Here is a 23,028-nt window from a genome sequence, read left to right as displayed (position 1 = left end):
GCAGCCATCCGCCACCCGACCGAAAACCGCCCCTCGCACCGTCAACTCCACGCCAACGAGCCGCACTTACGCCCGACCGGCGCACGTACGGGCGCCGCCCCGGCCGGGCGTGCGGGAGGGGTCAGCGTCCGAGGACCAGCCACTGGGCCGGCAGGTCGATCCGTACGCCGTCCGCGCGGTGTTCCGTCATCACCAGGTCGGTCTCGCCGCTAGCCAGTACCGGCAGGCCCAGGTCGCGGAAGAACCCGGGGACGGCGTCGTCGGCTGCCTCGGCCGGGGTCAGGCCGTGGGCGAAGACGCTGGCCAGCTTCGGGGGCGGGCCGTCCGCGCCCTGCGCCGCGTGCGCCAGGACCTGCTTGGCCCGGGCCAGCGGTTCGACGACGAAGGCGCGCCCGCGGGAGCCGATCAGGGTCGCGACCGCCGCGGCGACCGCGGGGCGGGCGTCCGGCTCGCTCTGGTGGATCACCGCGCGCAGGTAGACGTTGGTGTCGCCGAGCCGCTCGTGCAGGCGCCGGACGGCGGCGTGGTCGACGGCGTTCAGCTGCTCGAACTCGGCCAGGTGGCCCGTGTCGGCCCGCCGGGCGTGGGCGACGGCGGCCTCGGAGAGGTCCACGCCGAGGGCGCGGGGGAAGTGCCGGGCCAGGTAGCGGGTCTGGGTGCCGGTGCCGCAGCCCAGGTCGACGACGGGCAGCGTCGCGTCGGCGAAGGGGGCCAGCAGCGGCAGATGCCGGGCGGCGGCCAGTTCGGGGGCGCAGTCGAAGATGGCGGCGCCCGGCGCGTCCGGCGTGTCGCGCCAGTAGCTCTCCCACGACTCGCGGTACCGCTCCGACACGTTCATACGCCCTCCCGGGTCCGGCGATACGTTCTTGGTCTTGATTGTCTCCGGCGTACCGGTACGACAAGCGGCGCGCTCAAACGTTCACTCTGGGTTAGGGCCCCGCCCGCAGGTCCCGGGCGATGCTCCGGTGGGCGCCGGGCCGATGCCGTTGAGCCGGGCCATTAGCAGGGCGACGTCGTCCTTGCGCCCTCCCGCCGGGTTGAGCGCGCGGATGATCGTGTCACAGGCGTCGTCCATGGAGGCGGCAGGGTGGGCGGCGCTCTCGCACAGGGCGGCCAGCCCGTCGCCGATGTCCTGGCCGCGCACCTCCACCAGGCCGTCGGTGCACATCACCAGGCGGTCGCCGGGGGCCACGTCGCGGGTGACCGTTTCGAACGGCACCCCGCCGACGCCGATCGGCACCCCGGTCGGCAGGTCCAGCAGCTCGCTGCCGCCGTCCGCCGCCCGTACCAGGACCGGCGGTATGTGACCGGCGTTGGCGAGGTGCAGCCGGGCGGCGGACGGGTCGTAGACGGCGTACAGGCAGGTGGCCAGGTAGCGGTCGCCCAGCCGTCGCGCGAGGTCGTCGAGGTGGCGCAGCACCTGGGCGGGCGGCAGGTCCAGGACGGCGAGGGTCTGCACCGCCGTACGGAACTGGCCCATCTTGACCGCCGAGTGCAGGCCGTGCCCCATGACGTCGCCCACGACCAGCGCCAGCCGGGAGCCGGGCAGGCCGATGGTGTCGAACCAGTCGCCGCCCACCCGGCCCAGCCGTGTGCCCGGCAGGTAGCGGGTGGCGATGTCGCAGCCGGGCGGATGGGGATCGACGCGCGGCAGCAACCGGCCCTGGAGGGTCTCGGCGATGTTCTCCTGGTACGTGTACATGCGGGCGTTGTCCAGGACGAGCCCGGCGCGCGCGGCGAGTTCCGCTCCGGTGCTGCGGTCCATGGCGGTGAACTGCCCGCGGCCGTTGCGCCGCAGCAGCACCATGAAGCCGAGCACCACGTGGCGTGCCTTGAGGGGCACGATGAGGATGGACCGGCCGTTGATCAGGGGGCGCAGGTCCCGCTTCTCGAACTGGCCGGATATCCGGTCGCCGAGTTCGTCGTCGATGTACGGGATCAGCACCGGCTCGCCGGTGACCATGCACTGGAAGAACGGGGTGTGTTCGGGAAAGGCGAGGGCCTCGCCGACCGGGACGGTGTCGTCCCAGCGGCCCGGCTCGTCGTCGTGTTCGACCCACACCCGGTGCCAGACGGTGGTGACGTCGGGCGGCCCGTCGGGAAAGGTGTCCCCTGCGAGCACCTGGGCGCGCAGGTGGGTGCCGGCGAAGTCGGCGAACCGGGGGACGGCCGCGCTGGTCACCTCGCGGATGGTGACTTCCAGGTCGAGCGAGGAACCGATCCTGCCCGACACCTCGTCGAGGAACTCCAGGCGCTCGCGTACGGCCGCCTGCTCCAGGTCGGGCCCATGGCCCGGTGCCGCAGCGCCGCGCGGCCCGCCCCTTCGGGCCCGGCGCTGTGCGTACTTCGGTACGCCCCAGTCCGCCGTGATCGGAACGTGTTCGCGGCGGCTGACCTCCAGTACCGGATACCCCCACTCCAGCACCTGCGCGACGACGCGGGCGCCGCGGGCCGGGCCCATGCGGGGCAGGATGTCCGGCAACCGTCGTGCCAGCGCCCGGCCACCGGGCAGTGTGGTGTGCCGGGCGAACCCGCACCCGATCTCGGTCCGGTCCCCGGCCGCGCCGGCGCCCGCTGCCGCGACGGCGGCGTCGGCGATCAGTACCAGGAGCCGGTCGGGCCCCGGGCCGAGCAGGGGGTAGGCCCACCACAGCAGACCGACCGGCGTGCCATGCGGACGGGCGAGGACGGCGCGCCCGGCCCTCGGGTAGGCCGCGCTCTTGACCGCCAGCCAGGAGTCCAGTTCGGGAAGCGCGGCCGCCTTGGGGGGCGCGTCGGGCAGCCCGCGGGCGCCGGTTTCGCGGTCCGTGTCGTCGTCCTGGGGAGCGAAGACGGGCAGCCGTACCAACAGCGGGCTCCCGAGGGCCGCTTGCCGGTCCACGCCGAGCAGCCTTCCGGCCCCGCTGCTCCAGTGCGACACCAGCCCGTCGCCGTCGGCGACGACCACGCCCAACGGCAGCCGGCCGCAGGCCGCGGCGTCACCGCCCGGTGTCACCTCGCTGCCCATATACGCGGAACCCCTCACCCTCGTGGACAGTGGCCGACGCGCTCCCGCCCCACCGCGGCCCCACGGTAACCGTGCCCATTGACACCCCGCGCAGTCGTGGCAACGCTCCTCCCGCGTGTGTCCACGCCAACAGGTTCCGGAGCGCGCGTCCTACCGGCGGATCTTCTGGCGCATCCGCGTACCGCTGATGCGCCCCGCGCTCGGCGCCGCCTTCCTGTTCCAGTTCACCGCCGTGTGGAACGACTTCCTCCTCGGTATCACACTCAGCCGCACCGCAGGCGTAGCCGAGTGAACTGCAATGGATAACCGCTGGAGATGAAGTCACCCAACTCGACGGAATGACGGGGGATTCGGCGTATGGTATACAAGCGTAATGCCTTTACAGCGTCCCTTCCGCTTCGGTGTCAACATGTTCGTTCCCGGTTCGCGACGTGAGTGGAGCGCGAAGTGCCGCAGGGCCGAGGAACTCGGTTTCGATGTAGTCGGAGTGGCCGATCATCTGGAGTTCTCCGCACCGTTTCCGGCAATGGTGCTCGCGGCCGAAATGACCGAACGGGTGCGGCTGAGCACGTTCGTGTTGAACACACCGTTCTACAACCCCGTCCTCCTCGCGCGTGACGTGGCGAGCACCGACCAATTCGTCGACGGGCGCCTGGAACTAGGGCTCGGCGCGGGCTACGTGAAGGCCGAGTTCGACGCCGCGGAGATACCGTTCCCCAGCGGCGGAAGGCGCGTCGAACAGCTGGAACGGACTGTCACCACGTTGCGTCGCCTGTTCGCGGACACGCAATATCAGCCGCGTCCGGCCCAACCGTCCGGGCCACCCCTGCTGATTGCGGGCTGGGGCGACCGGCTGCTGCGGCTGGCCGCCGCGCACGCCGACATCATCGCCTTTCCCGGAGGCTGGGCCAGCCCCACCGGAGACGAACTCCACCTGGCCGGAGTCGCGCAGACGGAAGAACGGGTCGCCTACGTGCGCGGCCTCCTCGGCGACCGCGCCGACGCCGTGGAGCTGAATCTCCTGGTGCAGCAGGTGGTTCCGCCCGCCGAACGCGCCACGGTACCTGACAGGTTCGAGCCGCTGCCGCCCGACGCCGAGCACAGCCCCGAGGAGCTGCCCAGTGTGCTGATCGGCACTCCGGCGGAGATGGCACAGCAACTCAAGGAACGCCGCGAACGCTACGGCTTCACCTACTTCACGGTCATGGAATACAACATGGAGAACTTCGCGCCGGTCATCGCCGCACTTCGCTGAAATACACACTTCGCCACAATGCCGCCGACGACGACGGGGGCTTCGATTGAAAGGGGTGGCCCGATTCTCATCGGATCCGAATCCAGTCGTGAAACGGCCGGCGTGAACCTCGCGCCCGCCGGGCAGGGCGCCCCCACGACCCTTTTCCTGCTACGCCACGGCGAGACGGCATTGACACCGGAGAAGCGGTTGTCCGGCAGCGGTGGCTCCGATCCGGCATTGTCGGAGACCGGGCGCCGGCAGGCGGCGGCCGCCGCGAGGACGCTGGCGGCGCACGGCGCGGTGCAGGCGGTGGTGTCCTCACCGCTGCGCCGAGCCCGGCAGACGGCCGAGACAGTGGCACGACGGCTGGGCCTGGAAGTCCACGTCGACGAAGGGCTCACCGAGGCGGATTTCGGTGTCTGGGAGGGACTGACGTTCGCCGAGGTCGGCGAGCGCTACCCGGACGAGCTGGCGGCGTGGCGCGGCTCTCCGACGGCGGTTCCGGGCGAGACCGGGGAGACCTTCGCCTCGGTTGCGCGCCGGGCCGCACTCTCGCGGGACCGGCTCCTGGCCCGGCACAAGGGACAGACGGTATTGGTCGTTTCGCATGTCGGGGTGTTGCGGACGCTGATTCGGCTGGCGCTGGGCGCGCCGCCCGAGTCGCTGTTCCGCATGGAGCTGTCGGCGGCCTCGCTGTCGACCGTGTCCTATTACGGGGAAGGGAATGCGTCGGTGCGGCTGCTGAACGACATGTCGCACCTGGCGGTCCACCGCTGACCTCGACAGCCGACGAGGGCGCCGCCCGGCACAGCGCCCTCGTCGGTCAGCGCCGGATCGTCTTCGTACGCATGAGGAATTCGGCGAGGTAGCCGTCGTGCGGCAGTCCGTGCTCCATCCACGGGGTCGGATGGTCGCCGACGTAGACATTGGCGATGGTCGGCTCGGCCACCAATGCGTCGATCAGGTTCTCGTCGGTGGTGACGGCGGTGAGGACGAGGGTGTCGCGCAGCGGCCGGATTCCGGCGTCACGGTCCCACGGCGCGACCCACGCGCAGGGGAAGCCCAATTCCATTCCGAGCTGTTCGGCGAACGGGCTGTCCAGCTGGTGCACCGCCGGCCGGAGCACCGCGGAGCCATCGCCGAGTTCACCGACGATACCGTCACCGCCGAGCCATGCCTCGGTACCCGCTGCCCGCTGCCGCAGATACTTCTCCCACCGGCGGGCCGGGCCGACGGGCATCACGGGCAGGACCGCGCGTTCGTCCGTCGCGGGCAGGCTGGGCAGCGCGGCGAGGCGTTCGGCGATCGCCGCGGCCACGGGGGAAGGGTCGCCCTCGACCAGTACGCCGGTGGCGTTGACGCAACCGACGCCCCCGCCACTGCTGATCGACTCCACTATGGTGTCGACGACCGGCTCCCAATCGGTTTCGGCAGTGATGAGTATCTTGGAGCGCCCGGGGCCCTGCGGCAGAATGCGTCCGTCGCCCGCGTATTTGCCCACGACATCCGCACCGCCGTACACCATTCCGAAGTCGGCGTACCGCAGGATGTCGTCGGCCACGTTGTGGTCGGTGGGCAGCAACGCGATTCCCTCGTCGCCGAAACCGGCCTCGCGCAGGGCGGTGACCAGCCGATGCGGGGTGAACGGCTCACGCCGGGAGGGACGCACGGCAACGCGATAGCCGAGCGCGAGGGCATCGAACCACCCCTGGTGCACCGCGGGGTGATTGCCCGCCGCGTGGACGGCGAACACCTCACCGCGCCGGGTCCACACCGCCGCACCGCCCCGGGTCCGCGGATCGCGCCACGAGCCGACCGCAGCGGCCGGCCGCGCGTTCTCCACGGTGCGGTGGATCTGCTCGGCAGCCCGCGCGATTTCTTCGGTGGCATTGCGCACCACCGTGATCGGTATTCCGGTGGTCGCGCTGACGGTGTGCTGATATTCCTCCGGCGTCAGCCCCGCGATCGTCTGCGTGGCGAAAGCCCGGCCCGCCTCCGCGAACGCCGCGACCCGTGTGTCGACGGGTAGCGCCGGCGCTCGGCGCAGGGCCTTTATCGCGCGGGTGACATAGAGCGAGGGGGCGAGACTCAGTGTCGCGACCGGGTTTCCATCAATATCTCCAATGCTCTCCTGGCGTCGGGACCGATAGGGGCCGCCGGGGCCGAGCACGTCCAGGGACAACATCAGTACACGCCCTCGATCACCTTCGTATCGCCGAAGGACGCCACGGGTGCGACGTCTGCCACCGAATCGCCGAAGCCGCCGTCCACCGGTGCGATCCGGGTCGCGTAGTCCCGCTCGATGTTGTTGACCAGCAAGGCGGTTCGGCTCATGTGATGCACCACTATCTGCCCGCGCTCGCCGTACGGAACCACCTGGCCGGTGTCGGGGTCGATCACCCGGAAAGTGGTGTACGGAGCGAAGGGGTCGAACACGCACGGCTCGTCGTCACCGAGGCCGGGACGCTCCACCGATGTCCCCAGCATCATCGTGCCGCCGTACCCGCCGACGAACTTGGCGTTTGCGAACACCTCGTCGCGCAGCAGGTCCCGGGTGTCGGCGTCCAGATGCGTACCGCCCCAGATGATCGCGCGTACCTTCCGGTTCACCAGCTCGACCAGGTCGTCATGCTGCGCGAGACGCTCCAGCATCGGCGGGGTGGCGAAGAGGACTCCCACGTCCTGGCTGGTCAGGATGTGACCGACCTGTTCGATGAGGTGATCGGTGTAGGCGTCGGCCACGTCCGTCCGGCCGTCCGCGAGCAGCTTCTTCACCCATCGCGGGTCCAGATCGATGCTGAAGTTCAGCCCGCCTCGAGACATCGCGGTGTCGACCGCCATCGCTCCGACATTGTGCGGCCCGGTGGGAACCGCACTGAGCCAGTCGACGTTTCGGGGCACGCCGTGAGCGTCCAGACGCGCGCTGAACCATTCGACGCTGCTCCGATGCCATTCCGCTGCGTATGTCACTCGCTTGGGCTGCCCTGTGGTGCCGCCGCTTTCGTAGACGGACGCCTGGTGCTCGTCACCGTAGCCACGGGGGATCAGCTCGCGGACGCCGACATCGCGCAGTTCGTCCACCACATTGGGGAACAAGCCGAGGTCGTCGAAATCCCGGACATCGGTCAGCGGGTCGAAGCCGAGGCTCCCGGCCCGTTTCAGCCAGAACGGTGACCCGGTCTCCGGGCTGAAGTGCCACCGCATCATCTCCCGAACGAACTCTCCGCCAGTGCGCTCGACCATGGATTTTCCTTCCGAAAGAATGGAACGAATGCGTTGAAGCGGCGCCGCGCGCACGGCCGCGACGCGGGCCGCGCCCACCTCACCGCCGGCGCTACCCGGTCTCGGCCGAACCACCGGGGCAGCGGGCGGTGGAGAGGCCGGCCGTGTCGATCCAGGGTTCCTTGTCGAGCACGAGGTCTCGGATGATCTCTCCGGCGGCAGGTGCTTGGCACAGTCCCTGCCCGGAGAATCCGGCCGCGTAGAGGAACGGACGGGAGTGATCGCGGCCGATGAAAGCCATTCCGTCCGGACTGACATCGAGGTCTCCGCTCCACCCGTGTTCGAGGCCGTTGCCGGCGAGGGCCGGGAAGGTGGTGCCGAGGTGGTGTGACACCCGTTGCAGCCAGGCCTGCCGGGTTTCGTCCGGAGCGGGGCGGCCCATTCCGACGAGAATGCGGTCTCCCCAGCTTCGAATCCGCAAGCTGGACGGGTGCATGGTCATCGGCAGAGCGGTGCTCGGGGCGCTGTCGGGGGTGTCGGCCAGGAGCATTTCGACGGGGTATGTGGTCACGGGCAGACGCACGTCGGCCATGGCCGCGACCGTTCCCGCCCAGGGGCCTGCCGCGCAGACGACGGTGTCGGCGCGGATGCTGCCCGCGGGCGTGTGGACCCGCCCATCCGGATCGATGCCGGTGACGGGCGTTTCCGTACGCAGGATGGCGCCGGCCTGCCGGCCGGCTGTGGCATAGCCGCGCACGATCGCGGGGGGATCGCAGGCGTAGGCCTCGGGTGACCAGGCTGCCGCCAGGATGGTCCGCTCATCGACCAGCGGGTTGAGCCGCGCCGCTTCAGCGGCGGTCACGAGTTCGACGTCCACGCCGGCTGCCTGCTGGGCAGCTTGGGTGTGCCGGAAGTCCTGCACCTGCTGTTCGTCGGTGAACAGCACGAGCAGGCCGATACGCTTCAAGCCGAGGTCGGTTCCGGTCCGTTCGGCGAAGGCGTGGTAAGCCGCCAGGCTCCGGACGGCAAGGCTGCTGATGAGAGCGTTGCCGGGAAAATAGGTACGGACAACGCCCGCGGTGGTCCCGGACGATCCCGATCCGAGCGCGCCACGCTCCAGCAGGACGGTACCGACGCCCGCCTCGGCGAGCTGGCACGCTATCGAATTGCCGATGACGCCCCCGCCGATGACGACGACGTCCGTGCGTCCGGGCAGTTGGCTCACGACTGGCCGACCATGTCGCTGGGGCGCAGTTGGCGCAGGTGGTCCCCGGCGTCCCACGGGTACAGATGCAGATTCCAGCCGCCCAGGCAGTTGACGTAGAGGGCCAGTTGGCTCGTCACACTCAGGAAGTCGTCGCGATCGAGCCGGTCGAGGCAGGCCAGGAAGCGCTGGGTGAAACTCCACAGCTGCTCCAGGCCGCAGTAACCCAGGAACTCGGCCGGAATACCGACCAGCAGGCGCGTCATGTGGCGCAAGGAATCCATCGGCATGTCCTGGACCGCGGCCCGGACCAGACCACCGTAAGTGGCATACCCCAGCGGGCGGGTCTCACCGTTGACGAACAACAGAGTGGGCAGCACCGTCTCGAAACTTCCCGCCCCGGAAGGGATCACCCCCTCGTGGAGGTCGGCGAGTTCCTGCGGCGCGGACAGCCAAGCCCGCTCGGTCGCAGTGTACACGTCGTGGATGAGACGGTTCGCTTCCGGATCCGCGGCGGTCAACTGCGGGATACGGTGGCCGCCTTCGCTTCCCGCCTTGCGGACCTCCACCAGGATCGGCTTCTTCGTCGAATAGACCGACTCCCAGATCGCCTGCCCGGCCTCCAGGAGTGCGGGCATGTCCTCCTGACGGATCCGGCCCACCGGGGATGCCGGCATGGGTTCGGTCAACGTGCCGTACTTTATGCCCACGTGCTGTAGCGCGGAGCAGAATACGGTTCCGTCGGGTGCCTCGCGTCGGTCTGCGATCCGAGTGGACGCGGACAGATGCAGCAGCGACGGGATCGGCGCCGCGTGATACAGATGCTGGCCTGCCACCAGCGCGTGTCCCTGCAGGCTCTGGTAGGGCAACGCCTCCCACAGCGCGTCGGCAAGTTCGGCGTTGCGACCGTCGAGTTCCGCGGTCACGGTGATACCCAGATCGGGCCAAACGATCTCCACGCTCCGACCGGAAGACGTTTCAGTCAAGGTTTTCCCCTTAATCCAGTGAGATGTTGCCGCTGCTCTTCACCTCGGCTGACGGCAATTGGAAAGCCACGACGCCGGGTCGCCGGCGATGACTATCAGGGTTCGGTGAGCAGATCTCGCTCTGCGGGGGCTCGCAGGCGTGCGAGGGCGCCGGCCAGGCCGGGGCCAGACCGGGGTCAGCGCGGCGAGGACACCAATGGCCTGGCCGGCATAGCGGCAGGCGGTCTCGGTATCGATCCCGAAGTGGTATCCGAGCAGTTCAGAGAGGTCGCCCTTGGCGAGGAAGGCCGCAGCACGAGCGCCCGGCGTTACGGGCCCACCCTTTACGCTTCTCAACAACTACTCAAGAACTTTGTCGCGCATACCGGCATCGCCGGTCACGCCGACATGCCCGTACTCCATACCGCCTGGGCACGTCTTTGCGCGCTCACTCCTCCGATATGCCCACTGACGATGCCTGGATCGCTAACCCGAAACTGCCAACCGAACCGGTCTAACAAGGATCCCTCCGAGGCCAACCGAGGTCTTCCTAAACGATGCCGTCTCGCAATTCAGAGACTACATGCCAGGGCCAACTGGTCAACCCTTCACATCGGTTCCACCCCAAGGGCACGTGCAACACTGGTGAATTCATGAAAGAAACCGTCCGGCAGGCCGATGGCCTCCGGACGGCGTACGCCGCCGAGCACAATGGCGGGGCCGGCCCGGACTCCCGTACCCAGCACGGCGCCCCGCCGTACCGGCTGTGGGCGAGGAACTCGCTCGCTACTTCCCAGAGCACTCCTAGCCCTCTGGGTAGAAGAGGAACAGCGTGCAGCCGGTGGCGGTCGAGGGTACGTGCCACGTCCCGGCCGGGGCGTGCAGGAACGTGCCGGCTGGGTAGTCGCGTGCTCCGTCGTTGAAGGTGCCGGCGACCACGTAGACCTCCTCCGGGCCCGGCTCGTGGACATCGCGGTGCGGCCAGGAGGTACCCGCCTCCATCTCCAGCACGTTGGCGTGTGCGCCGGTCGGCCCCCGCCACAACGGGCGCAGCCGGATCCCGGGGAACAGCTCACGGACCGGGGATGCGTCGACAGAGACGGAGGTGTAGCCCTCCTGCGTGAGGATCTCAAGGTGCATGCCTGCAACGGTGCCGTGCGCGGGCCGCGGCAGACAGAGACTGTGATGACGCCATGGGGTACTTTCCTGCCATGCATCGCGTGGTGGCTCTGGTACGGCCGGTGCAGTCGGTCTTCGAGCTCGGCTGCGCCGTCGAGGTCTTCGGCACGAAGCGGCCCGGGGTGCCGCAGTACTACGCATTCGAAACGTGCGCGGAGACACCCGGTCCCGTGCCGACCACGGGCGGTTACGCGATGACCGTGTCGCAGGGCCTCTCGGCGCTGGAGACCGCGGACACCGTGATCGTCCCGGGCTGGCTTCCGGTGGAGGAGCCGCTTTCCGACCCGGTGTGCCGGGCACTGCTGCGGGCGCACGCGCGTGGGGCCCGGCTGGTCACGATCTGCTCCGGGGTGTTCGCACTGGCCCGCACCGGACTACTGGACGGCCGCTCGGCCACCACGCACTGGGCGCATGCCGAGCAACTGCGGTGTGAGTTCCCCCGGGTGCGCGTGGAACCGGACAGGCTCTACGTGGATCACGGTGACGTCGCCACCAGCGCCGGCGCGGGCGCCGGGTTCGACCTGTGCCTGCACCTCGTCCGGAAGGATCACGGGGCCGCGTACGCCGCTGTGCTCAAGCGGCACATGGTGCTGCCGCCACACCGCGAGGCCGGCCGAGCGCCGTACGCGCCGCCCCCACCGCCCGGGAACGCGTTCGACGGCCTGCTCAAGTGGGTCGACGAGCGCCTCGGCACACCGCTGTCGGTAGCCGACCTGGCCGCGTACCTCGGTGTCTCGTCCCGCACCCTGGCCCGGCGCTTCGCCGACCAGCTCGACACGAGCCCGGGTGCGTGGTTGCTCTCCCGTCGGGTGGCCGCGGCACGCTCCCTGCTGGAGGAGACGGAACTGCCGGTCGAGGCGATCGCAGCCCGCGTCGGCCTCTCCTCCGCGGTCAACCTGCGCCGCCGCTTCCGCTCCGCAACGGGCACGACCCCGGGCGCCTACCGGCGAGCGTTCCGGGTCCCGTGATCCGCCGGACTGCCCGCCCCGGGCTCGGACTCGCGGGTGGTCTTGGTCCAGCCGGTGTGGCCGCGGAGCATGCGGAAGAGAGCGCGCCAGGCGCACAGGAACGACAGGTAGTTCATGACGACGAAGGAGTGGCCCAGGAGGAGGGCCCGGCCGGGGCCGACCTGCCTGTCGCGGCGAAGGTAGGTGAAGGAGGTGGCCAGGGCGGGGGCGAAGGCGAGGAGGTACCAGGCGGTGAGGTTGGCCGGCCACTTCAGCCAGGTGGCGTTGAGGGCCGAGGTCCTTCTGCCGCGAAGGACCAGGACGTTGGGGCTGCGCAGAAACCAGATCAGGCAGTACTGGAAGAGCAGGGACCAGGGCAGGTCGAGGACCCAGGGGACGAGGAGGTAGGCGAACATCTCCAGGGCGGCCAGGTGCCGCATGCGGGGCGCCCGCCAGATTTCGCCCATCCGCACGATGGACGTCATGTGGCCCTGGTACCAGCGGGTGCGCTGGCGGATGAGGCGCCGCAGGTCGCTCACCCCCTGTTGGTCGACGGAGGCGTGGGCGGTGGTGCGCAGGCGCCAGCCCCGTACGGCCAGGCTGATGGCCAGGTCCAGGTCCTCGGTCAGTGACTGGGACCAGGGCCGTTCGCCCAGCGCGTCCAGCGCCGAAAGGCGGGTGAACTGGCCGTTTCCGCCGAGGCTGACGGTTGAGGTGAGGTTGCGGCCGAACTGGGTGACGGCGGCCATCGCCCAGAACTGGTAGTCCTGGAACCAGGTCAGGAAGTTGGCGTGGCGGTTGCGGATACGTACTCCCAGCTGGACGCCGCCGACCCTGCGGTCGTCGAAGAGCGGCAGGACGTGGGCCAGCGCGCGGTCCGACAGGCGGCCGTCGGCGTCCATGACGCAGACGACCGTCTCGGCGGGGTCCTGGCCCCGGGCCGCGACCCGGTCGCGGATCAGCCGGATGCCGTGGTTGAGTGCTTCGCCCTTCCCCTGGCGCGCGTGGGGGAGTTCGCGGCGCAGCACGGCCACTTCGCCTTCCCGTCCGGCGGCCCGCGCCCGGGCCCCGGCCTGTTCGGCGACCTCGCCGGTGGCGTCGTCCGACCCGTCGTCGACGACTATGACGGTGGTACGGGGTCCGAGCAACCCGGTGACGGTGGTGCCGATCACCGATTCCTCGTTGAGGCAGGGGGCGAGAACGTACAGGTGGCGATGGTCGCGGCGACCGAGGTGCGGGCTCCCGTATGCGGTGTCGCCCTGGGTGCGTAACGCGGCTCTTTGGCGGCGCAGTTCGAGGAGGCCGGCCCCCATGGCGACGGCGAGGTAGCCCGCTGACATGCCGATGACGGTGTAGCCGATGGCGTCAGCGGCTTTGAGAAGGGCGCGTTTCACCGGTGGGCGTCCTCGCTTTCCTGGCCCGGCCGTGGCAGTGCCGCGGGGGCGACGGCCGCCGGGAGGCTGCGGCCGGGCGCAGCCGGGCGGGGTACGGGTGGGCGGGGTACGAAGGGGTGGGGTGTTCCAGTTCCGGGGGTTGGTGCCGGCCGTCTCTTTCCGGTCAGCCGGCGCTGCACCTCTCGTCCCAGGACGAAGCCCGCCGGCAGCGCCACCGCGCCGAACGCCGCGAGCAGGGCACCGCGTCCGTGCGCCGCCCCCGCCCCTGCCCTGGCCGCCGCCATACCGCCGACCAGCGGCCAGGTGAATCCCATGTACATGGCGCGGTGGAACCTCCCAGGCAGGAGCGGGAAATGGGCACGGGACGGGGCCCGGCCACTCTCGCCGAGAAACCGGCTGGTGGCCAGACCTCCTTGCGGCAGGAATGAGGCGCCGGAGGCGGTTTCGCGCCGTCCCCACGAGAAACGGATTTCCCTGTTCGACGAGTACACCAGGGCCTTTCCGCTCGCCTGCTGTGAACGCTGCCCGGATCCGGCCATTCCCGTCGGAGCCGGACCGTTGCACGACCAGGACACCGGAGTTAACTTCATCGGCGGGCCGCTCACCGAGGTTCGAGCAACCGGGGGCCATTCAACTTTCGCGTCATTCGCTTGATCTTGCGTGCTGCTATGCGACAGGTGGTGATCCGGTGCGCCGGCAAATCCTTCGCAATGCCGTCAAGGCGAGGGAAATTCTTCCGTACGACGGACGGGGAGCATAACGCGTTGAGCTTCCGACAGCGCATTGCGGTAGTCGTGGGCACCCGCCCCGAGGCCATCAAACTCGCCCCTGTAGTACAGGAGTTGCAGCGAATGCGCTGGGCGCGACCGGTCCTCGTCACCACCGGGCAGCACGGCCCGGTGGTGCACGAGACGCTCGCCTGTTTCGGGCTGCGTGCGCAGGTCGAGCTGACCTTGCCACCGGGCGCGCACTCGGTCTCCGAGCTGACGGCCGGGCTGTTGAGCGGTCTCGGCAAGGGGCTCAGTACGCCCGCGGCCCAAGCGGTCGTGGTGCAGGGCGACACCTCGTCGGCCCTGGCCGGGGCCATGGCCGGGTTCTTCTCTGCCATCCCCGTGGTGCACGTGGAAGCGGGGCTGCGCTCCGGCGATTTGCGCAGTCCGTTCCCCGAGGAGGCCCACCGCCGCATGATCGCCGAGCTGAGCGACCTCCACTTGGCGCCCACCCGTGCCGCCCGGCGGAACCTCCGCGCACAGGGCATCGCGGCAGAGCGGATCCTGGTCACCGGCAACACCGTGATCGACGCGGTCGTCTCCGCGAGCCGCCGCCCGCCCGTACATCACGATCCGGCCCTGCGCCGCATCGAACGCACTTGTGCTCCGCTGGTCCTGGTGACCGCACACCGCAGAGAGAACTGGGGCGCGCCGATCCGGCGCATCGGGGCGGCGGTGGCGACCCTCAGCCGGCAATACCCGGAAGTCGGTTTCGTGGTGGCGGCGCACATGAATCCCCTGGTCCGTACCGCGATCGAGGATTGCTTGCGCGACCGCCCCAATGTGCACCTGCCGGGTCCCATTCCGTACGACACCTTCGCCCGGCTGCTCGCGCGCTCCCTACTGGCCATCACGGATTCGGGCGGAATTCAGGAAGAAGCGGCCGCCTTCGGGCTACCGGTTCTGGTGACCCGTGACAACACCGAGCGCACCGAGGGAATCGACTCCGGCCTCGCCCGGCTGGTCGGTACCCAGGAGTCGGAGATCGTGACGGCGGCGGAAAAGGAATTCGCCCGTGAGGGCGCGCTGTCAGGCGACGCCGACCGGCCCTTCCCGCCAAGGAATCCGTACGGCGACGGGCGGGCGGCCCGGCGCTGCGCGGACGCCTGCGGCTGGCTGCTCGGCGAACGGCCGAAGCCCTCCGAGCTCCCCGAAGAGACACGATGACCTGTTCCGCACCCCGCGGGGCGGGGAACCCACGCCGACGGCGAGGCCGCCGTCGGCCGGCCGGCTCCCCCACCGCTGACCGGGCACATTCACCGACCCAGACAGGAGCGGCATCATGACAACCGCAGCCAGCGCCGGAACCGGCCCGCAGCCCGCGGGCCTGGCCGAAGGCGCCATCGCCACGGTCGCAGGAAATGGCGTGGCCGGGTTCGTCTCCGACGGCGGACCGGGCGCGCTGACCCGGATCTACCACCCGCAGGGGGTGGCCGTCGACAAGAACGGCAACCTCTTCATCGCCGACCGGTACAACCACCGGGTCCGCAAGGTCACCCCGAACGGCAACATCACCACCGTCGCGGGCGACGGCACCGCCGGATACATCTCCGACGGCGGTCCGGCGGTCGCCACCCGCCTCCACTACCCCGCGGACGTGGCGGTGGACGACTCGGGCAACCTCTTCATCGCGGACACCAACAACCACCGGATCCGCAAGGTCACTCCGAACGGCATCATCACCACTGTCGCGGGCAACGGCGAGGCCGGATACGTCTCCGACGGCGGACCGGCCATCGCCACCCGGCTCCACTACCCGCACGCCCTGACCGTGGACCGCAGCGGAAACCTGTACATCGCGGACCACCACAACCACCGCGTCCGCAAGGTCACCTCCAATGGCAACATCACCACCGTCGCGGGCAACGGCACCGCCGGATACGTCTCCGACGGCGGACCGGCCATCTCGACCCGGCTCTACCACCCCATGGGGCTGGTGGTGGACGGCGAGGGAAACCTCTACATCGCCGACCGGTACAACCACCGGGTCCGCAAGGTCACCCCGAACGGGATCATCACCACCGTCGCGGGCAACGGCACCGCCGGATACGTCTCCGACGGCGGACCGGCCATCGGCACCCGGCTCCACTACCCCTGGGGCCTGGCACTGGACGAGGCCGGCAGCCTGTACATCGGCGACGGGCACAACCACCGTATCCGCAAGGTGACTTCGGACGGCATCATCACCACCGTCGCGGGCAACGGCACCGCCGGTTACGTGGACGACGGCGGCCCCGCGGCCGGCACCCGCCTCTACTACCCCTATGCGGTGGCACTGGACCGGTCGGGCAACCTGTACATCACCGACTCCAACAACCACCGTATCCGCGGTGTCTCGGCCGTCGCCCAGATGACCCCGCCGCCCCCGCCGGCCGCCGACCTCTACGGCGAGGTCGTCAGCCCGTACCGGGTGCAGCGCGGTCAGGAGTTCGATCTCGGCGCCCGGGTCCGCAGCCGCGGCCCCAACCCCGCCGACGGGCAGTACGTGACCGTCGTACTGACGCTGGCCGACGGTCTGATCGGCGGTCCCGGCTCCACCGGGCGCCGCCTCGCCCGCACGTTCACCGGACAACAGCTGACGCCCCACCAGGGGACGCTGGACGGCGTGTTCCGGGTCAGTGCGCCGGAGGGCACCCCGCCGGGGACGTACACCTCGACACTGGAGATCCAGTACGGCGGCGACCTCAACCTCAAGGACAACACGTACACGCTGCCCGTCACGGTCGTCGTGCCCGAACCGGTGGCGGACGAGACGGCACTGACGATCTTCCAGGACACCGTCCCGGAGGCCGGTCCCGGGCAGTACACCGCCTTCAACGTGAAGTACACCGCGCCCGCCGGGCAGCCGGTCAACCCCGGCACGCTCGTCCAGCGCTTCACCGCACCGACCGGCTTCGTCTTCACCGGTCACCCCACCTACGCGTACTACGAGACCATTCACGGCGTGATCGCCGGGAACCTCGCCCACCGCATCGAGGACGGCGGCCGGACTCTGGTCGTCACGGCCAACCCGCACCTCAACACCACCACCAGCGACACCGGCTCGGTGATCTACACCATCCCGGTGCAGGCACGCGTCGATGCCGCGCCCGGCAGGTACGACAACGGCTCGGCCAGCGTAGGCCGGCACACCCCCGTCCAGCTCTCCGGCAAGATCACCGGCAGCGCGCAGAACGAGACCGCGCTGCGCCTGGTCCAGGAATCGGTCCCCGCCGCGGCGCCGGGCCAGACCACCACGTTCAACCTGGAGATCCGCTCGCTGAACAACCAGCCGGTCAACCCCGGCACCATCGAGCAGCGCTTCACCGCCCCCACCGGTTTCGCCTTCACCGGCGGCGCCTCGTACGGCTACTACTACGTCCAGCCGTACGTCACCGGGAACCTGGAGACCAAGTTGGAGGACGGCGGCAAGACGATGGTCGTGTCCTCCAACCCGCACCTGAACACCGGCGCCACGGACAAGACCGCGCTGATCTACACCCTCGGCATCCGGGCGCTCCCGGACGCCAAGCCGGGCACGCAGTCCGACGACGGACAGGCGTCCATCGGCCGCCTGACGCCCGTACCGCTGAGCGCACGGGTGCAGTAACCGCACCCGGCGCCTCCCGCTCCGGCATCCGGCGTCCGCGCCGGGGAAGCCGGGGCAGGTGAATGTCCGTTGCTCCGGTCCGGGGTCGTCCCGGGCCGGAGCAGCGGCATGCCCTGATGGCGGCGTCGCGGCAACGGCAAGCCGGCCTCGGAAACACCGCAGCGGTCAGTCCGCGTGCCGTTGCCGAGTGCGATGATGGGAACAGGGAAAGAAGGTCTGTGATGCCGCCCGAGCCGGAGCTCCCTGTGACCATGCAGCATCCCGTCGTCGCCTTGGTGGCCTCCGCCGGAGGAATCGAGGCGCTGGGCCATGTCCTGGAGCCACTGCCGGCCGGCCTGCCCGCGACCGTACTGGTGGCGCTGCACCAGTACCCGCGGCACAGCAGCATGCTGGCCGAGCTGCTCGGCCGGCGCACCGCGCTCCCCGTCAAGCAGGCCGCCGACGGTGACGCGTTGCTGCCGGGAACGGTGCTCGTCACGCCGCCGGGGCAGCACATGCTCGTCACGTCGCCGACCCGGCTGGCGCTGATCGCCTGCGGGGCCATCCCCCCTGCCCGGCCCTCGGCCGACCTGCTGCTGGCCACGCTGGCGGTGTCGTGCGGACCGCTGGCGGTGGCGGTGGTCCTCACGGGTGCGGGTACGGACGGGCAGGCCGGCATCCGGGCCGTCGCCCGCCAGAAGGGCACCGTCTTCGCCCAGGACCTGGCCAGCAGCGAGCACTCCGCGATGCCGCACGCCGCGGCCGAGACCGGTGTCGTCGATGCCGTACTGCCGCTCTCCGCGCTCGGTGCCCGGATCCGGGACCACGTGTGCGGGCTGCTTCCCCGGCCCACCGGCACCGACTGACCGGGCCGCTGCTCCGGGGAAGCCGGCTACGTCAGTGTGCGGCCTGCCGCCGGGTGGCGGCCAGGGCACCGAGGAGGGCAAGCGCCTCGGCGGCGGGGCTGCCGGGTTCCGCGTGGTAGATCACGAGCGAGAGCGGCATCACTCCGGCGTTGTTCACCAGGACGTCCACCCGCCCGTAGACGGCGCGCGCCACGTCCACGAAGGACCGCACGTCGGCCGTCGCTGGAGGCGCTGCGGACCGAGGAGTGGGACCGGATGCTGGACGTGAACGTGCGCGGGGTGCTGCACGGCATCGCCGCCGCGCTGCCCTTGATGCGGGTCCAGGGCGGCGGGCACTTCGTGAACATCGCCTCGGTCGGCGCGTACGAGGTGTCGCCCACCGCCGCGGTCTACTGCGCCACCAAGTTCGCGGTGCGCGCCCTCTTTCGAAGGGCTGCGCCAGGAATCCGCCGGCGACCCGTCGCCGTACCGGCCGCGGCGATCGCGGACGCCATCGCCTACGCGATCGACCGGCCCGCTGACGTCGACGTGAACGAGCTGGTGGTCCGCCCGTCCGCGAGCGCGCGTAAAGGCCCCGCCTCGGTGCCGCAGGCCGGGTGGGTGTCGCGTACGAAGCGGTCGGAGAGCGCATGAGCGTAGTGGACCGCATGGCCGCCGTGGGGCGAGAGTGATCGCGGCACTCACCTCCGGAGGTTTGGACCATGCAGCTCAGCCGTACCCGGCGCGCCGTTGCCGGCGCGCTCGCCACGCTCGTCCTCGTCCCGCTTGCGGCCTGCGGCCACGGCGGTTCCCCTGCCTCGGCGTCACCGACCGCCGGGAAGTCCCGGCCGGAAGCGGCCACGAAGCCGTTCGCCCGCGAGTTCGCGAAGCTGGAGCGCGCGTACGACGCGCGGCTGGGCGTCCACGCCGTCGACACCGGCACCGGGCGCGAGGTGGCCTACCGCGACGGCGAACGGTTCGCCTACAACTCCACGTTCAAGGCGTTGCAGGCCGCGGTCGTCCTGCGGAAGTACACGCTGGGCGGGCTGGACCGGCGGATCACGTACTCCGCCGACGACCTGATCGCCAACTCCCCCGTGACGGAGAAGCACGTCGGTACCGGGATGACGCTCGGCGAGCTGTGCGACGCCGCCGTCCGCTACAGCGACAACACCGCGGCCAACCTGCTGTTCGACCAGTTGGGCGGGCCCAAGGGCCTGGACGCCGCACTCGAAGGGATCGGCGACCACGTCACCCGGATGGAGCGCTACGAGCCGGAGTTGAGCCGGTGGGTCCCTGGCGAGCAGCGGGACACCACGACGCCGCGGGCACTCGCCGCGGACCTGCGCGCTTTCGTCCTCACGGACGCGCTCGGCAAGGGCGAGCGGGCACAGCTCACGAAGTGGCTGCGGACCAACACCACCGGGGACGAGCTGATCAGGGCGGGGGTGCCCAAGAGCTGGGTGGTCGGCGACAAGACGGGGACCGGCAGCTTCTACGGCGCCCGCAACGACATCGCCGTGGTGTGGCCGCCCGGCGCCGCCCCCATCGTGATCAGCATTCTCTCGCACCGCGGTAAGAAGGACGCCCCGGTAGACAACGAACTGATCGCGGAAGCGGCATCCGTGGTCGCCGACACGCTGTCCTGACCGGCGGAGGCGCCCGGGTACGGGGGCGCCGCACATGGTGTGCGGCGCCCCCGTACCGTACGGCCGGCGGGCGTTCCGGGACCGTACGGTCAGCGGCCGGCCGCGGCCGTCCCCACTTCCGGCAGTGCCTTCAGCGCCGGCGGCAGCGCTACCGCGTATATGACGCCCAGCCGCTGGGTCGCCCTGGTGAGCGCGACGTACAGGTCGCTGGCGCCGAACGCGTCCGGCTCCACGACGATCACCGTGTCGAACTCCAGGCCCTTGGCCTGCCGGGGGTCGAGCAGGACGACAGGGCGGGTCAGGTCGGGCGCGTCGCCCGCGGACGCGTCCGGCAGTGCGGCGGTCAGGGCCCGGTGGTGGGCGCGCGGCGCGATGACCGCGAGCCGGCCGCCGTCCGCACCGCCGCGCTCCGCTTCCGTCTCCCGGGCGACGGCGTCGGCGACCGCCCGCGGCAGGCCGTCCTCGGTGACCCCGAGCGCCCAGGGGCGTACGCCCGTGGAGCGGATCGAACTCGGCGGCTCGAAGGAGGGGTCGGTGGCACGCGGCACCGCCGCCGCGATCTCCATGATCTCGGTCGGCGTCCGGTAGTTGACGCCCAGTCTGACGTGTTCCCAGCGGTCGCCGACGTGCGGCGCGAGGATCGTCTCCCAGGCGCCGCAACCACCCGGCTCCGCGGTCTGCGCCGGGTCGCCGACCAGCGTCATCGAACGGGTCGGGCAGCGGCGCATCAGCAGCCGCCACGTCATCGCGGACAGCTCCTGCGCCTCGTCCACGATGATGTGGCCGAACGCCCAGGTGCGGTCGGCGGCGGCCCGTTCGGCGGCGCTGCGGTGGTCGGCCTCCTCGTGGCGGTCGGCGAGCCGGTCCGCGTCGATCAGGTCGTGCGCGGCCAGCACCTCGGAGTCCTCGTCATCCTTGTCCTCGAACTCCTGGGTGCGGGAGCCGTAGGAGAGGTCGAGCACGCCCTGCGCGTACGTGATCCGCTCCTGGCGCTCGGCCTCCTCGGCGGCGCGGGCCGCCGAGTCGTCCTCGCCGAGGAGTTCGGCGGCCTCGTCCAGCAGCGGGATGTCCGCGGGCGTCCACGCGTCCGCCGCGGGCCAGGGGCCGCTGTGGCCGCCCGCGCGGCGGATGGCGTCCGCGTCGGCGGCCGGGAGGTGGACGGGGTCGGCGAGGAAGTCGGCGACCAGGCGCTGCGGGGTGAGTTCGGGCCACAGCTCCTGGATCGCGGCGTGCACGTCGGGGCTGGCCGCGACGGCTTTGCCGAGCTGGGCGATGTCGTCAGGGCCGAGCAGGTTCGGGCCGCCGTACGGGTCGGTGCCGATGCGGTCGGCCAGCTGCGCGGTGAGCGCGTCGACGACGTGGAAGGCGAAGTACGGGCGGGCGAGGTTGTGCGGCAGCCGCGTGGCACGCGCGTGCTCGCGGGCGGCGGACGCGATGTCCGCGTCCAGCAGCAGTTCGCCGTCCTCGTGGTCGATGACGAGGGCGGGGTCGGGCAGGGCCTGCCGGTCGCGTACGTACGCCGCGAGCGCGTCCGCCATCGCCGCGCCGCCCTTGACCTCGGCGGCCCTGGCGGTGTCGGTGCCGGTCGCGGTCACGCCCGGGAACAGCTCGGCGGGCGTGGCCAGCAGCACGCCGGTCTCGCCGAGCGAGGGCAGCACCTCCTCGATGTAGCCGAGGAACGCGGGGTTGGGCCCGACGATCAGCACGGCGCGGCGCGCGAGCTGCTCGCGGTGCGCGTACAGCAGGTACGCGGCGCGGTGCAGGGCGACGACGGTCTTGCCGGTGCCGGGGCCGCCCTCGACGACGAGGACGCCGTGGTGCGGGGCGCGGATGATCTGGTCCTGTTCGGCCTGGATGGTCTGCACGATGTCGTGCATCCGGCCGGTACGGGCCGCGTCCAGGGCGGCCAGCAGCACCGCGTCGGCGTCGGTGCCCTCGTGACCGGTGCGTTCGGTGTCGGTGAGGTCCAGGATCTCGTCGTGCAGGGCGGTGACCCGCCGCCCCTCGGTGGTGATGTGGCGCCTGCGGCGCAGCCCCATGGGCGTGTGGCCGGTGGCAAGGTAGAACGGGCGCGCGACGTCGGCCCGCCAGTCGACGACCAGCGGCGTGCGCTCCGCGTCGTCGCGGCGGATGCCGATGCGGCCGATGTGGTGGTCGCTGCCGTCCCGGAACGCCAGCCGGCCGAAGCACAGGCCGTTCTCCCCCGCGTCGAGGGCCGCCAGCAGTCCGGACTGCTCGGCCACCCGCACATCGCGTTCGAGCCGTGCCTGGAAGTGGTTCCCCTCCAGCGGCAGTGCCTCCAGTACGGCCGTTTCGGCTCCGGTCCGCAGTTCGGCGAGGCGCTCGTAGAGCAGATCGGTGAATTCCTGCTCCTGCCGCAATTCCTCGTTTGACAATTCAGCTCCGCTCGGATATCGTGTCCTGTATTGGTGGACCATGCTTTGAACTCCGCAAGACATGGAAACGCCCAATATACCCAGAGAAACACCCCGGCCGTCAATCCGTCCGGGGCATTTCTTTTTGCCCGGCAGTTCGTCCGGCAATCGGCTTGCAGAGGTCTCTATGCAGAGGATCCTGTGCGCCCTACGCCGCCCCCACGTCCGATCACCCGGCTCTCCGCACGGCTCGGAAGGAGACCGGGCGCGGCACCAAGCGCGTCACCGACTGGCTCGACCTGTAGCTGACGCATGATCAGCTGGGCGCCCTCGGCGCAGAGTTGCTGGACCGGCTGCGGCGCTGGCCCGTCACACCGGCGGCCGCGGCGGTCTCGCTCGTCCTGTTCGGCGCCGCCTCCAACCTGGCGCTGATGGGATACCAGTCGATCCAGGTGGTCTTCCTCACCCGGGAGGCCGGCGTGTCCCCCGCGGCCGCCGTCTTCCTGCTCTGCTCCCCGCTCCGGCGGGCCCGCGACCTGCCGACGGCGCCTGGTTCCGCCCGCCCCCGCCCCGACTTGGTCCAGACCTATTGACGGCCCATCGGGGTCACCCTACGGTTCGGGCAGCGTGACGCGCGGGTTTTGGCCATCGTCCCCGCGCGTCACC

General features: G+C 70.7%; 17 protein-coding genes and 4 pseudogenes. 10 read left to right on the top strand and 11 right to left on the bottom strand.

All coding sequences use genetic code 11. The features are described 5' to 3' along the window. Window positions 1–121 precede the first annotated feature (121 nt). Together ACH4K4_RS24610 and ACH4K4_RS24605 are read right to left on the bottom strand one after the other, a co-directional pair. A complete protein-coding gene (locus ACH4K4_RS24610; RefSeq protein WP_398170091.1) occupies window positions 122–838 on the bottom strand; it encodes a class I SAM-dependent methyltransferase in 717 nt (238 codons plus the stop codon). Window positions 839–919: 81 nt separating this feature from the next. Further along, window positions 920–3,007: a SpoIIE family protein phosphatase gene (locus ACH4K4_RS24605; RefSeq protein ID WP_398170089.1), complete on the bottom strand. Its 2,088-nt coding sequence runs from the start codon at window positions 3,005–3,007 to the stop codon at window positions 920–922. A gap of 115 nt (window positions 3,008–3,122) precedes the next feature. Between ACH4K4_RS24605 and ACH4K4_RS24600 the strand changes: the two genes are divergently transcribed. From ACH4K4_RS24600 to ACH4K4_RS24590, 3 genes and pseudogenes are all read left to right on the top strand, one after another. Then, a complete protein-coding gene (locus ACH4K4_RS24600; RefSeq protein WP_398170087.1) occupies window positions 3,123–3,299 on the top strand; it encodes a hypothetical protein in 177 nt (58 codons plus the stop codon). A gap of 81 nt (window positions 3,300–3,380) precedes the next feature. Further along, window positions 3,381–4,262: an LLM class F420-dependent oxidoreductase gene (locus ACH4K4_RS24595; RefSeq protein WP_398170086.1), complete on the top strand. Its 882-nt coding sequence runs from the start codon at window positions 3,381–3,383 to the stop codon at window positions 4,260–4,262. A gap of 114 nt (window positions 4,263–4,376) precedes the next feature. After that, window positions 4,377–5,021: pseudogene (locus ACH4K4_RS24590) on the top strand (histidine phosphatase family protein); the annotation flags it as partial. 46 nt (window positions 5,022–5,067) lie between these two features. Here ACH4K4_RS24590 and ACH4K4_RS24585 read toward each other — a convergent pair. The 5 genes from ACH4K4_RS24585 to ACH4K4_RS24565 form a co-directional block, all read right to left on the bottom strand. After that, entirely contained in the window at window positions 5,068–6,429 is a 1,362-nt protein-coding gene (locus ACH4K4_RS24585) for an aldehyde dehydrogenase family protein (protein WP_398170084.1), read from the bottom strand. Then, window positions 6,429–7,487 carry an AMP-binding protein gene (locus ACH4K4_RS24580; protein ID WP_398170324.1) on the bottom strand — a complete coding sequence of 353 codons (1,059 nt, stop codon included), beginning with the start codon at window positions 7,485–7,487 and terminating at the stop codon, window positions 6,429–6,431. The genes ACH4K4_RS24585 and ACH4K4_RS24580 overlap by 1 nt, the downstream gene beginning before the upstream one ends. A 91-nt stretch (window positions 7,488–7,578) precedes the next feature. Continuing rightward, window positions 7,579–8,691, bottom strand: coding sequence for an NAD(P)/FAD-dependent oxidoreductase (locus tag ACH4K4_RS24575; protein ID WP_398170083.1), 1,113 nt, complete (start codon window positions 8,689–8,691; stop codon window positions 7,579–7,581). Then, window positions 8,688–9,629: a hypothetical protein gene (locus tag ACH4K4_RS24570; RefSeq protein WP_398170081.1), complete on the bottom strand. Its 942-nt coding sequence runs from the start codon at window positions 9,627–9,629 to the stop codon at window positions 8,688–8,690. Before ACH4K4_RS24570 ends, ACH4K4_RS24575 begins: the two co-directional genes overlap by 4 nt. A gap of 810 nt (window positions 9,630–10,439) precedes the next feature. Continuing rightward, window positions 10,440–10,775 (bottom strand): cupin domain-containing protein, encoded by a 336-nt coding sequence (locus ACH4K4_RS24565; RefSeq protein ID WP_398170079.1) that lies wholly within the window; start codon window positions 10,773–10,775, stop codon window positions 10,440–10,442. 71 nt (window positions 10,776–10,846) lie between these two features. Here ACH4K4_RS24565 and ACH4K4_RS24560 point away from each other — a divergent pair, with 71 nt between their 5' ends. Beyond that, window positions 10,847–11,782: a GlxA family transcriptional regulator gene (locus ACH4K4_RS24560; RefSeq protein ID WP_398170078.1), complete on the top strand. Its 936-nt coding sequence runs from the start codon at window positions 10,847–10,849 to the stop codon at window positions 11,780–11,782. Here ACH4K4_RS24560 and ACH4K4_RS24555 read toward each other — a convergent pair. Continuing rightward, window positions 11,755–13,155, bottom strand: a complete 1,401-nt coding sequence (locus tag ACH4K4_RS24555; RefSeq protein WP_398170076.1) for a glycosyltransferase — start codon at window positions 13,153–13,155, stop codon at window positions 11,755–11,757. The two genes, ACH4K4_RS24560 and ACH4K4_RS24555, sit on opposite strands and share 28 nt — an antisense overlap. A gap of 668 nt (window positions 13,156–13,823) precedes the next feature. Between ACH4K4_RS24555 and wecB the strand changes: the two genes are divergently transcribed. The 3 genes from wecB (at window position 13,824) to ACH4K4_RS24540 (ending at window position 18,359) form a co-directional block, all read left to right on the top strand. Then, a complete protein-coding gene (wecB, locus tag ACH4K4_RS24550; RefSeq protein ID WP_398170075.1) occupies window positions 13,824–15,092 on the top strand; it encodes a non-hydrolyzing UDP-N-acetylglucosamine 2-epimerase in 1,269 nt (422 codons plus the stop codon). Between the two features lie 115 nt (window positions 15,093–15,207). Then, a complete protein-coding gene (locus tag ACH4K4_RS24545) occupies window positions 15,208–17,514 on the top strand; it encodes an NHL repeat-containing protein (protein ID WP_398170074.1) in 2,307 nt (768 codons plus the stop codon). Window positions 17,515–17,765: 251 nt separating this feature from the next. After that, complete coding sequence (locus tag ACH4K4_RS24540) at window positions 17,766–18,359, top strand: chemotaxis protein CheB (protein WP_398170323.1); 594 nt, start codon at window positions 17,766–17,768, stop codon at window positions 18,357–18,359. A 31-nt stretch (window positions 18,360–18,390) separates the two neighbouring features. Here ACH4K4_RS24540 and ACH4K4_RS24535 read toward each other — a convergent pair. Both ACH4K4_RS24535 and ACH4K4_RS24530 read right to left on the bottom strand, forming a co-directional pair. Further along, window positions 18,391–18,486, bottom strand: a pseudogene (locus ACH4K4_RS24535) (transcriptional regulator); the annotation flags it as partial. Continuing rightward, window positions 18,487–18,576: pseudogene (locus ACH4K4_RS24530) on the bottom strand (oxidoreductase); the annotation flags it as partial. It lies immediately after the preceding pseudogene. Between the two features lie 5 nt (window positions 18,577–18,581). Here ACH4K4_RS24530 and ACH4K4_RS24525 point away from each other — a divergent pair. Both ACH4K4_RS24525 and bla read left to right on the top strand, forming a co-directional pair. Then, window positions 18,582–18,992, top strand: a pseudogene (locus ACH4K4_RS24525) (SDR family oxidoreductase); the annotation flags it as partial. A 68-nt stretch (window positions 18,993–19,060) separates the two neighbouring features. Continuing rightward, a complete protein-coding gene (gene bla, locus ACH4K4_RS24520) occupies window positions 19,061–19,987 on the top strand; it encodes a class A beta-lactamase (RefSeq protein WP_398170073.1) in 927 nt (308 codons plus the stop codon). Between the two features lie 89 nt (window positions 19,988–20,076). Here bla and ACH4K4_RS24515 read toward each other — a convergent pair whose 3' ends face one another. Further along, window positions 20,077–22,368: a HelD family protein gene (locus tag ACH4K4_RS24515; RefSeq protein WP_398170322.1), complete on the bottom strand. Its 2,292-nt coding sequence runs from the start codon at window positions 22,366–22,368 to the stop codon at window positions 20,077–20,079. Between the two features lie 335 nt (window positions 22,369–22,703). Between ACH4K4_RS24515 and ACH4K4_RS24510 the strand changes: the two genes are divergently transcribed. Further along, the gene (locus tag ACH4K4_RS24510) at window positions 22,704–22,955 is read left to right on the top strand and encodes a hypothetical protein (protein WP_398170071.1); all 252 of its coding nucleotides are present in this window, start codon (window positions 22,704–22,706) and stop codon (window positions 22,953–22,955) included. Window positions 22,956–23,028 lie beyond the last annotated feature (73 nt).

It is taken from the genome of Streptomyces sp. NPDC017529 (assembly GCF_044329785.1).
Taxonomy (GTDB): Bacteria; Actinomycetota; Actinomycetes; order Streptomycetales; family Streptomycetaceae; genus Streptomyces.
This window is presented reverse-complemented; position numbering and strand designations above follow the sequence as displayed.

Excerpts from the sequence above, each read along its gene's own strand:
- ACH4K4_RS24610 (WP_398170091.1), bottom strand. The coding sequence starts at position 838 with ATGAACGTGTCGGAGCGGTACCGCGAGTCGTGGGAGAGCTACTGGCGC.
- ACH4K4_RS24605 (WP_398170089.1), bottom strand. The coding sequence starts at position 3,007 with ATGGGCAGCGAGGTGACACCGGGCGGTGACGCCGCGGCCTGCGGCCGG.
- ACH4K4_RS24595 (WP_398170086.1), top strand. The coding sequence starts at position 3,381 with ATGCCTTTACAGCGTCCCTTCCGCTTCGGTGTCAACATGTTCGTTCCC.
- ACH4K4_RS24585 (WP_398170084.1), bottom strand. The coding sequence starts at position 6,429 with ATGTTGTCCCTGGACGTGCTCGGCCCCGGCGGCCCCTATCGGTCCCGA.
- ACH4K4_RS24580 (WP_398170324.1), bottom strand. The coding sequence starts at position 7,487 with ATGGTCGAGCGCACTGGCGGAGAGTTCGTTCGGGAGATGATGCGGTGG.
- ACH4K4_RS24565 (WP_398170079.1), bottom strand. The coding sequence starts at position 10,775 with ATGCACCTTGAGATCCTCACGCAGGAGGGCTACACCTCCGTCTCTGTC.
- ACH4K4_RS24560 (WP_398170078.1), top strand. The coding sequence starts at position 10,847 with ATGCATCGCGTGGTGGCTCTGGTACGGCCGGTGCAGTCGGTCTTCGAG.
- wecB (WP_398170075.1), top strand. The coding sequence starts at position 13,824 with ATGCGACAGGTGGTGATCCGGTGCGCCGGCAAATCCTTCGCAATGCCG.
- ACH4K4_RS24545 (WP_398170074.1), top strand. The coding sequence starts at position 15,208 with ATGACAACCGCAGCCAGCGCCGGAACCGGCCCGCAGCCCGCGGGCCTG.
- ACH4K4_RS24540 (WP_398170323.1), top strand. The coding sequence starts at position 17,766 with ATGCAGCATCCCGTCGTCGCCTTGGTGGCCTCCGCCGGAGGAATCGAG.
- bla (WP_398170073.1), top strand. The coding sequence starts at position 19,061 with ATGCAGCTCAGCCGTACCCGGCGCGCCGTTGCCGGCGCGCTCGCCACG.